The 12,238-nt window shown below is 55.4% G+C and carries 3 protein-coding genes; all 3 read left to right on the forward strand.

Translation table 11 applies throughout. From position 1 onward, the window contains the following. Window positions 1-33: 33 nt before the first annotated feature. On the forward strand, window positions 34-5,424 hold the full coding sequence (locus OSO_RS0121955; protein ID WP_010585272.1) for a carboxypeptidase-like regulatory domain-containing protein: 5,391 nt from the start codon (window positions 34-36) through the stop codon (window positions 5,422-5,424). A 146-nt stretch (window positions 5,425-5,570) separates the two neighbouring features. After that, window positions 5,571-7,004, forward strand: coding sequence for a peptidylprolyl isomerase (locus OSO_RS48390; RefSeq protein ID WP_157605384.1), 1,434 nt, complete (start codon window positions 5,571-5,573; stop codon window positions 7,002-7,004). A gap of 115 nt (window positions 7,005-7,119) precedes the next feature. Next, on the forward strand, window positions 7,120-12,075 hold the full coding sequence (locus tag OSO_RS0121970; RefSeq protein WP_010585274.1) for a vWA domain-containing protein: 4,956 nt from the start codon (window positions 7,120-7,122) through the stop codon (window positions 12,073-12,075). Window positions 12,076-12,238: the final 163 nt, after the last annotated feature.

Here is a 12,238-nt window from a genome sequence, read left to right on the forward strand (position 1 = left end):
TCGATCGCCTCGACCCGTTGAATCCCGAAGATCATGACGAATCCCTCTTCGCCAGGCAACACGTTATCGGAACAATCGTCCCCGGCGGATCAGCTCGGTCGGGGGGGCGGCTGGCTCGACGAAGCTCCCAGCAATTTTCGCATGGGAATGATTCGACGTATCCGTATCGTGACAATCACCTTAGTCACCATCGCCATCGCGGCCTTGCTGTGGTGGCAACTCTTTGAACCATTCCAGCACACCAACGCGCATCTTTTGCTGGTAACGGGCGAGCGGAGTGTGCTGGACGACGCAGATCCAGCACGATCCTCGGCAGAAAAAGATCTCCTCATTGGTGATGCGGAACGGATTTCACCTGCGGCCGATTTCGTCGCCGAAGACATGCTTGCCTTTGAGCCCCTCCAACGGCAATTTTCGCTGCAAACCAAGACGAGCGGTGCCAAGCGAGGAGATCTTCGTGAACTGCTCGATCTCCGGCGATTGAAAAGCACCCTCAACGAGATGTCCGATGACCAGTCGGATGTCCTGATGGTCTATCTGGCGACTCGCACGCGCGTCGACGATGGGGAGGCCTTTCTTGAGCTGAATATCCGTCGGGAGTTCATGAATTCAGGAGAATCGCGTCTCGACGAATTTTTGCGAATCCTTTCACGAGCAGACGCTCCTGTGAAATTGTTGATTATCGATGCTGGACGATTTGAAGCAGATCCCTCGATAGGGATGGTTCTCAATGAATTTCCGCACCTGCTCGAGCGCGCGGTCGCCAGAACAAATGATCCCCACTTGTGGGTACTCTGCTCAAATCGGTCACTGGAACGATCGCATGTTTCCCGATCGCTTGAACGTTCAGTATTTGGGTGGTTCGTCGTAAGGGGGCTGCAAGGCGCCGCCGATTTCAATCATGATCGAAATATAGACCTCGATGAATTGACTCGCTTCGTCTCCAAGCAAGTCTCGGAATTTGTCCAACAGACAACGGGTGGAACACAGACTCAAGTCCCTGCGCTTCTGTGGGGCGGGGGGACGCTGACGCCGCAAGCAAAGCTGCCGATCCTCTTGCCTGTTGACAAATCACAGAATCTCGCGGGCCCCGCTGACGATCCTGAAGAATGGGTGCAGTCGACACGGCAGCAGTCGCTCAGTGCATCCGTGCTGTCGGTCTCGAACGGCCCAATCACGTTCACACCTCGAGCCGACGCAAACAGCGTTTCCACACAGGCCAATTCCCGACTGTCGTCGATCGTACCCTCGAGCGTCCAATTGCGCGGACTCGGATCGATTAATCTCGATCGCTCCGCCGCGTTAAAATCGACGGAGCGTCCGGCAAGCGACCAGGCGGCAAAATCAAAGACTCCTGCGGATGCCGGGGTGGATGCAAACGGTACTTCCTCCGATTCCGCTGACACCGCCACCGGCGATGGAAAACAAACGGAGAAGAAATCACCGTTTGAGGCGAAAGATGCCGTTATTCTGGCCAAACTTTTCTCGGAAGTTTGGGACCTGAGAGATGATCTCGAACTCGGACGGACGGGGGGCTTCAACCCCTCGGTCTCGGCACCTGAAGAATGGCGCCAATTGATTGAACGGTTACTGCTGCAAGAGCGGCTGTTTCGCGCAGCACGAATCAGTGATCTGTTTCAGATTTCCAAGACCGTCAAGACAATCCGAGAGGGATTGAATTCACTATCGCGGAATGAAGTGCTCGCGTTTCGACCAGGCCAGGATTTCCGAACAGCCGAATTGATCCGACAGATTCGAGACCGGATGAACGAACATCCGGTCAATGTGATCCGGCCATTTTCGTTCGGAATGGCGGAGCTCATTGCTCGACAGAACGGACAGCCAATCAATGCCGAAATTCAAACGACGATTGCGGAATGGGATCAACTGATCGAGCAGGGCACCGAGTCCGCATTTCAAGAATGGATCTTGAAGCAAACACCAGCCACCGCGGACATGGTTGAAATGCGACTCGCACGGCTCTTGGCATCAGAAACGGCTGTCAGCTGGACCACGAAGCAGTTCGCGTTGAGGGTCTGTCGTGTCGCCGAAAAAACGGCAACGTTCACTCTCGACTGCGACCTTTGGGTTGGTGCAGAATTTGATGACGCCGAACGACTGCGAAACGTTGGCGAGCGAACGTTACTGGATGGACTCGGCCGCGATCGTGAAAACGAAGGCCTCAAATGGTTACGTCAAGCCTTGGCAAAATATGAGCGGACGGCCGAAAATCTGGCAGAGATTCAATTCGCCAGTCAGATTTGCGATCAACTAACACTTCGCTTGCCACAGTATGTACGGTGGCACAATGAATCGTGTCGGTCGACCGGCTGCACGCCTCAAAGTGTGGATATTTCTCGGCTGGCTGAAGACCTGGCGCAACTGAATCTACGACTCGATTCACCAGTGCCCAGCCAATTGAACGAGATCCAGAATCTGTCGATGCGGCTGAATGCATCGCAAGCAAAAATCGAAGAACAGCTTAATTCCTCGCGCATTGGAGGGGCTACGCAAAGTGCGTTCCTTCCTGGCGATCAATTGCCCATCGAAGCCGTCCTCAACACGACTTTGCCGACCAGCCCGGCACGCTTGCGTCTATTACAAAAACTGATCGAAATCGATCGCCGGAATGTCTCACGGGTCGATCTGCCACGAGTATTCCAACCGATCGCATCAGACGATTCGTACGTACCGGTCGACTGGGAATGGCCCGCGCGTAGCCTCGAACTTGACTTGCTCACTCCGCAGTTAGGGGCCCTGAACATTCCCAGCCTGCAATCGGAATTCGCAAAACTCAAGAACCAGCTAACGGACCTTGAAGAAGCGGCGGTGAAGCCGGATGACACCCTGACCCCACGTCAGCGCAGCGACATGTTGTGGGGAAAGTACCAATCGCTGAGTGGTGGCCTCAAGAGGTTCTACCTGAACTGGGCAGGACAAGTGCTGTCGATCACGAAAGGCGTGAACGTTTCGGGCGACACGAAAGTCAGTCTCAAACATCGCCAGGCAATCCGTGTCGCTCGCCGCGGTCTGCAATTGCTTCCTCCCCTATCGATCGCGTCGGGAGAGATCCAAAGCCCAACGAGATTGATGGAACAAGCGGACGCTTACCGGCTGTTGAACTGGCAGGCGTCGCGGTTCGAACGGGTTCGTTCAGGAGCCCCACGGCAAGAAGAAGCGGCGCTCACTGAACTGATTCAATCATGCCGCTCGCAAGCCGCGCAATGGCAACAGCAGCCCTCTGTAACAATTGGGGGAATTTCCCAGCTTGAATGGCATGGTACCGAGTCGATTTCGTTCGAATCGATCTCAGAACGCACGATTGAATTTCAATTGAACTGGTCCGGCGCCCCGAAGACTCCTGCTTGGGTTACAGTGCACTATGATCCAGAGATGATCGACGTCAAGATCGACTCCGATTCCCTGGTTCAACTCTATGGTAAAACGTCGTTCCTCGAGCCGCAGATCTTGCCCGATCGACCTGCGACGTTCGCACTGTCTTCAGACCACCCGTTAAGCGTCAGGCTTACGGTTCGCAGCCGCGCGAATACCATGGGAAACACGCATTTGATCGTGTATGCCGCAACGAGCATTGGCACGGCCCGAAAGGACGTTTCGATTCTTCTACCGGCGCGACCAACCCTTGACCTTGCCATTGATGGGGTTTCCGGAAGCTGGACTGATGCGGACGGGAGGTTACGCCTGCACCCGTTCGCCAATCGATCGACGGGATATACGATCAGTCTGATCAACCGCAATTCGCAGCCACGTGAACTGTCCGTAAAATGGTTGGGACTGCGTCAACCAAGCCGCGTCGAAATCCCCCGCTTTGAAGTGTCAGCCACAGACGCGGGCAATTTGCTTGATCGCCTGGGTCCCACGGAACCACTCGTGACGGTCCCTGATTTCGGACTGCCTCCCGACGATAAGCCCGTAAAGATCCCCTTTCCAAAACCGAACGTCGAACCGCCCAGCGCGCCGGGTGCACCAACGCCATCTCTCGTTCCACACGGAATGCTCCTCGTCGTCACCGATCGTAAATCAGAACGATCGCTGATCAGACTCGTTCAGGTCGCCCCCCAGCGACCGCGAAGGTTCGTTCATCCTCAAGTACGATACAACGCCGACCGCGAAAGAATTGAAGTCACGGTTGTTCCCGTTGATCGATCACTGATCCCTCCGGAAGGCATCAGAATTCATGCCGAGACCGTGGAGCCGATTGCGGACGACGCCGCCCGCGAGCTCGATGCGGACTTGGCGGGGCCTGGATTCGAAGCAAAAATGTTTGTCGAAGTCGCGAGCCGGCTGGAGAAGGCGATCACGCTACGGCTGAACGTCGACGACTATCCACGCGCCTTCACGTTTCGCGTCCCCTGTCAGGGAAATACGGGCTATCTACCGGAAGTCCTGGATGCGATGTCAACTTCGATCACATTCCCCAAACCTCAAAGTTCCTATCAGAGTCCGCTCGAAGAACTGTCAGTCGAGCTTCAAATGGACGTTCCCGAAGGCTCATTTCAGGTTCCGGGTGATTTGCTGGAAGTTGGCATCGACCGCAATAACGATCGCGATTTCCGTGATGAACCTGTCCTGATATTGAAGACGGATCGGCAGATTCAGGTAACACAACTTCAATTCAGTCCCGAAGGTCAGTTGAACCTTCTTGCCAACGTCGGCGACTTCAAAGTCCGAGTTCCTGCCAATGGAGTGCGGAGTGCGAACGTCCAGTTGCTTGCTCGGCTCACCATTTCCGACCGCACAGTCTGGAGCCGTCCCGTTCCAGTGACGATTGACGCAGCACTCCCTCGAATTCGACAAGTTACGGTCAGCCCACCGGGCCCCATCGTCATCGGTACTCCGATTCAATTGGCGGTCAATGCAAGCGACAACGATCTGAGCGGGATCGCTCGAGTCGAAATGGCATTTGACACCGAGCGAACGGGACAAATCCCAATCAAAGCGAAGTTGATCAGTGCGGAACTGGCAGCCGACGACAAGTGGCATGCGATCATTCCCACGAAAGACCTTACGCCGGGTCTGCATACTCTCTTGGTTCGCGCCGTTGATCGAGTCGACAACGTTGGCGAAGTCACCAAGGTCAAGCTGACCGCAATCAGTGCCGAAGAGGCAGCAAAACTGAGTGCCGCACCGGTATCGATCAGTGGAGTCGTGATTTTTGCGGAGATGCCTGCCGCTGGAATCCTGGTTTCGGCCGAAAATGCGGACGGCCCTAAAGAGAATGCTCCCAAAATTGATCCATCAGAAACGGACGACAATGGCCAATTTCGACTCAAGGGATTGGTCCCGGGTAAGTGGAAGATCCGGGCCAAAGGCGTTGTGCGGAACAAAACGCGTACCACAGAGCAAGACCTAGTTATCAAGCCATCCGAAACACCGCAACCGTTAAAGTTTACGCTTAAGTAGTCTTTCAACGTTGCAGAATTTTACGGCTGTGCAACTCACGCGTTTGGAACGGTTAGTCCGATAAAACGAAGCCGGATGGCAGCGATGCAGGGGGACAGACCGTCCAATTGCCAAGGCTTTCCGTTCACGGATGATGAATCGGCGTCATGCACGTATCTCATTACCGCAGTATTATTGCATTCCTTCTGTCGTGCTCCATTTTCGGTTGCGCGGCACTGCCGCCAGCTGCTGCGCCTGCAGTACCTGCACCTCCCACATCCGCCGCGGGTGCAGGGGGTACCACCATCGTGGCGATCGCGCCCCCCGCTGGGCCAAAGTGCACGATCTGGGACTTCCTGGGCGTGAAGATGTTGTGCAACGATTTGATTATGGTTGCCGACTGCGGACTGAATCTCCTCGGAAATGCATTCCCCGGCCTGGCATCGGGGTTACCAATGAGTAACCTCTCGAATCCAGCGAATCTCACGTCTTCGAACCCCGCGGTCGCCGCGGCGGCCGCCGCCAAAGCGGACGAAAATGCTGCCCCTCAAAAAGTCGCCGCAATTCGTTATCTCGGAACGCTGGGGTGCGGAGGGTGTTATCCAGACATCGAAAAAGCCTTGCTCGCTGGACTGGATGACTGTACCGAGGCCGTGCGTTTCGAAGCGGCATCGGCACTCGCCGAAACGTCACGAAACCAATGCCGTTACTGCACGAAGAATAATTGCTGCAGCGTCAACGTCCGTAAGAAGCTCATCAAAATTGCGACGGAAACGAACGACAAGGGATGCTTTGTCGAACCTTCTGCTCGTGTACGCCGCATGGCGCGCGTGGCCCTTTGCAACTGCGAGTGCGACCCACTTGATGCGGTACCACAACCGACACCGGAAGAAGGTCCGTCACCCGATGGTGCCGTGCCCCCTGCGCCCGACGCCAGCCTCGGAATCAAGGTTCATGAGGGACGTCCCGCCGAGAAACAAATTGAAACGGCAACGTTCGTCGGAAAGCGTGCAAATACAAAGTCGGGTTCGGCATCTTCGACAAGCGCGGAAGGTCCTGCGACGGCAGGAGTCACGGATCGACCTGGCCACACGGTGGTCAAACAATATGATCGATCCTTCAAACAGCCCGACATTATCGTTAAGACATCAGATGTAAGCACCAAGGCCGCTCGCTCGGGGGTGACGGTCGCAGAGTCGAAACTCGGTAACACATCCGTCCGCGAACCAGTAGGACCACGAATTCGGTGGGAACGATCGGCCGTATCGGTCTATCGTTTTGAGACAAAGAGCGAGGCCGTGTCCGCGATGGATTTCATTCGAAGGAAAGCCCTGGGAGAAGATCCGCAGTTGCCTGCCAATGTGAGCCTGAAGCACGTGACGACGCGAGAAGTCGGCTGGACAAGACCACAAGACTTCCGTTCACCCGAACTTGCTCAGATTTTGTTTGAGCTGCCCGTGGGACAAGTCAGCCCTGTGATCGAGGTCGGCGAAACCTTGATGGTCTGCCGAGTGCTGGAACGCGAACCGCACGTCGCCGCGGCGAGCGCCCCTGCTTCAGAGGAAGCGTACGAAACGGGCGACGAAGAGCAAGAAGAGTGATGTTATGGGATACACCGGTCACTCCCTCGCCACGAATCTCGGGTCGATTAGGCTTGAAAGCACTGGCACTCATTTGATTCATTCACGGCCACAAGCAGCATAAAAGTGATATTTCATGGCGGACGGCAAACCTACTGCAGAAGGCAGCCCCAAAGACTGGCGCGGTGTCTCCACGTCTGCAGCAGCTCCCGTTCCAGAATATCGCTGGAAGAGTGATGCACGCGAAACAGTTCCGCTCCACACGCGACGCGCGAACGTCAAACGTCGCTTACGTCTTCTCGCACTGGGCTCACTGATTGCCGCAATTTCCACCGCGTTTCTAGTGGAGCTCCTCTTCTCGCCACCGCGAACGCCGATGATCGTCATCGCTCCGTCAGAATACGAGTGGCCGTTTCAGCCGTTGTCTTGGATTCAGGAAGATCTTGAGGGGTTTCGCAGCCTGGATCGCGAGACGCTGGATATCCACGCGATTGACGTCGGGTGGAAGACAAAAGACCAGGGGTTGCGGCAACTGGATCTCAAGCTACAAAACATTGTCCGTCAATCGCATCGACCACATGCGATCGTACTGTACCTGCGAATGCATTCGGCCGTCGATGGCGTCGGCACCGCGTGCCTTGTCCCCCCTGGCGCATCACCATTCAATAGCGACTCTTGGTTGCCAGTCAAGGACATCCTCGAGCGGTTTAAACAACAGAATGTGCCCGATTCGATCCCCAAGCTTGTCATCCTCGACTGCCAGAACGTCCTTGTCAGTTGGAAGCAGGGAATTGTCTTCAATACGTTCGCCGCACGTCTGCCTGAAACGGTTTCGGATGCGGCGATTCCCAATCTGACCGTTTTGAGCGCGGCCGGGCCCACTCAAACAGCGGCCACGTCAGTCGAATTGCGACACGGAGTCTTCGCCCATTTTCTGCGCCTGGGATTGGCAGGCGCCGCGGATGCCGAATCCGGCAACGGTGATCGACTTGTTTCTGTCCGTGAGCTTCATCGTTACCTCGCTCGGAACGTCAACGAGTGGAGTCTGCGAACTCGCGGATCGGCCCAGCAACCGCAGCTCATTCCATTCGAACCCGTCGACTTCGACGTGACGACAGTCTTCAATGCCCGCGCCACCAAACGGGTCGATCCGACCTCTCGACTTGCCTCGAACACGGCCTCGATCGTATCCGCGAATGAACTCAATCAACTTTGGAAAAAGCTCGACGAATCACAATCGCTTGATCCCATTCGATTTCATCCTATCGAATACACCGAATTGGAGGATCGCCTCTGCTGGCTCGAGCGTGCATCGGACAGCGGAGCGGCATACGCCCGATCTGCACGGCGCCTATTTCATGAACTGCAACAAAAGCTCGAGGCCACCGAGCCATCGAATGCCGACGATCGATCACCGCGAGCATTCCCAAATCGATGGGCAAAGCTGAATCATGAGCCGATTCTGAGTGCCCCTGCCGCACGAATGAGCAGCTTGGCATTGAACGACTTTTTCGGTGCGACAGATCCTACGTCGGCAGAGAACTATCGATCCATCATTGGCGAATTCAAGAAGTCGCCCTCCGAGGCCACTCTGAACATGGTCGTTCAGTCAATCTCAGGAAACATCGAATACGCACAACTCGAGATCACCTGTTTGCTGCGACTCTGGCAGCGATACGGAGTGGCACGTCTCTGGCCGAATAGTCCGCTGTTGTCCACAGCAATCGAATTGCACGAACTGTCCGAGTCCGCGTCTGTTCCCTCGGACGAGCGGGCATTGGAATGGATTCGTCCCTTCATTGATGCCGCGGATGGGCATCGACGTCGAATCGACGATCGTTCTTTTCTCGGAGGCGATCCGCCTGAAGCGGAAATCACTGAAGCGCGTCGGCTTTACCATCAAGCGTCACAGATTGCCGTTGAGGTCTCACGAGCCTACGCGACGCGTGATCGCCTGGACCATTCCTTGCCCTTCTTCGCGGAATACCTCGCTCGCCCACCTCTCGACGGGCACGTGTCGTCGATGCCATTGGCCGCTGCCAAGAGTCTGCTGTTCGATTTATTGCATAAGCTGGAGTTGCTTGAAGACGCCTTATCAAACCCAGTCGCGACAGCGGGAGGGGATTCGGTCCAACTTCCATTCCAACGACTTCTCAGCGATATCGACACGCAGTTCAAACAACTCACAGACCATCTGGCGGGCGAATACGATCGGTTGCTGCAAACCAACGAGCTGAAGCCAGAGATCTGGAACGGCATTGATGGACTTCTATCGATGCCGCTGCTGCCTTCGCGAAATGAACGACTGGAACTTGCACCTGCACAGCAGCGCGGTCTATTGCGGGAAAAGCGGGCGCAGTTGGGACGCAAACTTGTCGATCGACCTCAAGAGCCGGGACCGGTGACCGGTGGCGAGGCACGTTCGAAAGATCAGGCGGCCTCGCAACAAGGTGAGCCGAAGAGAACCGCAAATCACTCGCACGAATTCCTGCGGATGGGCGAATATCTGGACGAACTTTTGATTAAAGTTCCCGAAAACCTGGCACTCGCCATGGTACGACGGGAAAAAACGCGCGTCGCCCCGGTCGATTCGGCGGCCAACTCAGATCCAGCGATTTCAAGGCATGACGTTGAAACGATTGCAGAAACACAAGGTCGACGGTTTCGCCAATTCATGCTGTCAGTGTCGGAAATCACTCAATCCGACACTGAACGTCAAATGGCGGCGATGGATCGAAGTGTCTTGCAAAACTCCCTGGGCGAACGAGTTCTTCGCGCGTCTGCTTCGGTGATGCCGACACGTGTCAAAGTCGATCCCATTTCGGCTCGCCGCAGTGAAGACCTTCGGCGACTCTTGCTGTGGCAAAGCCGCCGGGTTCTGGATGATTTTTGGGGAAGTCAGTCTCCCGAAGAGCCGCCATTTTTCGACGTCGCCGCAAGCACCTTGCTGAGGACAGCGGGGCTCACCGGAAAACCGACAGTCCGCTCGTTGTCCGAAGCCAAAGATCTGGACATCCGACTAAAGCGATACCGAACCGCCGCCGCAGGTGGACTGACGACCGTATCAGACAACCTGTTTATCGCGGACGGTGCGGACCCCATCGTTGCCAAAATCGCGGTTTACCAGAAGATCCGTGATGATTTGCTCTTTCCAGAGGGGAAGGGGGCCGTGTGTGTCCGAAACTCGGCTGGCGAACCGCTAGGGCTAATTCACGAGTTGGAGATTCCCTGGGCAATCTCTGGTAGCCCCAATGCGACGGCCACTCAGTTCGACATCGAATTGCCAGGAGTCGATCCGCACGAGAGGTCCATTGATTTGAAGGCAGTCACTTCGTTTCGTGGCCATGACTTTTCTGGTGATCTGAGCGTCAATTCGATCTCAGGAGTTATCGTCGACTACACTCCGAATGCTCGGCGAGAATCACGTATTGCAATCCGAGGACTCAAACTTCGAAAGTTGTCGGTCGTCTTCGTGCTGGACTGCTCAAATAGCATGGGGCAGGAATTGCCACTGGAAACGGATCGGGTGCGAGGATCACGGTTGCGAATCGCCAAACTGGCCCTCGACAGCATGCTCGAAAAACTTGCTGAAGACGATCGCCATCGTGTGGGTGTGATCTGTTTTGGACACCGTATCGGTTGGGATTTGACACAGGCCGGCCAGCTCCTGCGACAAACCGGCTATGGCGTTCCCATCCCGGATCAAGTCCGGCCGTACGATGACGTGGAAACGATCCTTCCACTCGGTCGCTTCAATCCCAGCTTTGCCTCGATGGTCAATGAACGACTTATTTCGGTAAAGCCATGGGGTGAAAGTCCTTTCTATCTTGCGCTCATCCAGGCGCTGAAGCTGTTTGAAAACGACGATGACGACGATTCGGATAAGTGTGTCGTCGCAATCACGGATGGAATGAACTATCAGTTCAATCCTCCCGCAGGGGCTCGCAAGTCTGTCTTCGATGTGCTTGCCGCGTGGCGCGATCATCGCGTGCCAATCCATATCGTTGGCCTGGGAATTGCGGCCGATCAGGCAGCCACTGTCCAGCGCGAATTTGGTGAACTCACGCGGCAGACAGGTGGAAGCTACTCGACGGCACAAGAAGCACGAACGCTGGTGGAATCGCTCGCGGCATTTCAGCGAATCAGCCAATTCCGTGTCCGCGGAACATTGGGACCCGATGATGTTGCAGAAGTCGGACAGCCGATCACAGTACAAACGGACCCTCAACACTTGAGTGACTTCGAAGTCACTCTGGGGCAAGCCGCGGAAATCGTATCACTTCAGGGAGGCGAATCTCTGGAACTGCTACCCACACGCGACAGTCGACGACTGGAGGTGCCGCCATACGAAATCGGACAACCGCAGTTCGAGGCACTCGTAAAGGATGACCAACAAAATAATGCGACGGATCTGGTCACAGGCTTCCATCGTCCATTTCGACGTGGGCAACAGGTGACATTTGACATCTCGATTCAACACCTGCAGCGGCATTTTGTACGTCGTCCAACAGAGGCCTGGATTGAAATCACTCCGATCGTGCGATCCGGACAGTTCTCGCCACCAACGTACGTGCTCTACGATACGAACTATCTGCCAAACACGTCGGTTCCGGTGCTGCGATGGACGGTCAATGACTGGCCGGCCGAGGCATCTCAGGCCAAACTTCGCGTCTGGTTCAAATTCGAAGAGTCCAAACCAATTTCAACGATGACACTCGGCGAGGCACTCGACCCCGTTCGAAATCCTGATATGCCATTGGACGGTGTCGCAGGTGTCAATACCCGCGTCCGAGTCCGACGAAATGGACCACTGCAGGTCTCGATTGTCGAAAGGCACTCGAAAGAATCCACCGGCGTCGGCACCCTAAAAATCGGTCTCAAGTCGTCCGCCATTCCCGACCGTGTACGACATCGATTCGACGCCGTCAATCGGATTGCAACGCATTTGTTCGAGTTCACACAACAGGACGAAAGTGTACTTGCCGATGGTTCGGTCGTGTTTACGAAGCGAAGCTCAGCTCAGTCGGGATCACTTCGGACCAATGACGCGGTCATCGTCGATGTTACCGAGTCGAAGGATGTTCATGATTGAAAGGCAGATTTTTGCCATGCGATATTCGAACGTCACGTCTGTTTGACATACACGTGACTTTGTGGTCTGCTCAGAAAGATTCCTCCATTTGCAGTCGTAAATGAGACAATGATTAAGATCCGGTTTTCTCGGGTCACGATGAAGCGTCTTACAGACATTCAGA

This window comes from Schlesneria paludicola DSM 18645 (assembly GCF_000255655.1).
Lineage (GTDB): Bacteria > Planctomycetota > Planctomycetia > Planctomycetales > Planctomycetaceae > Schlesneria > Schlesneria paludicola.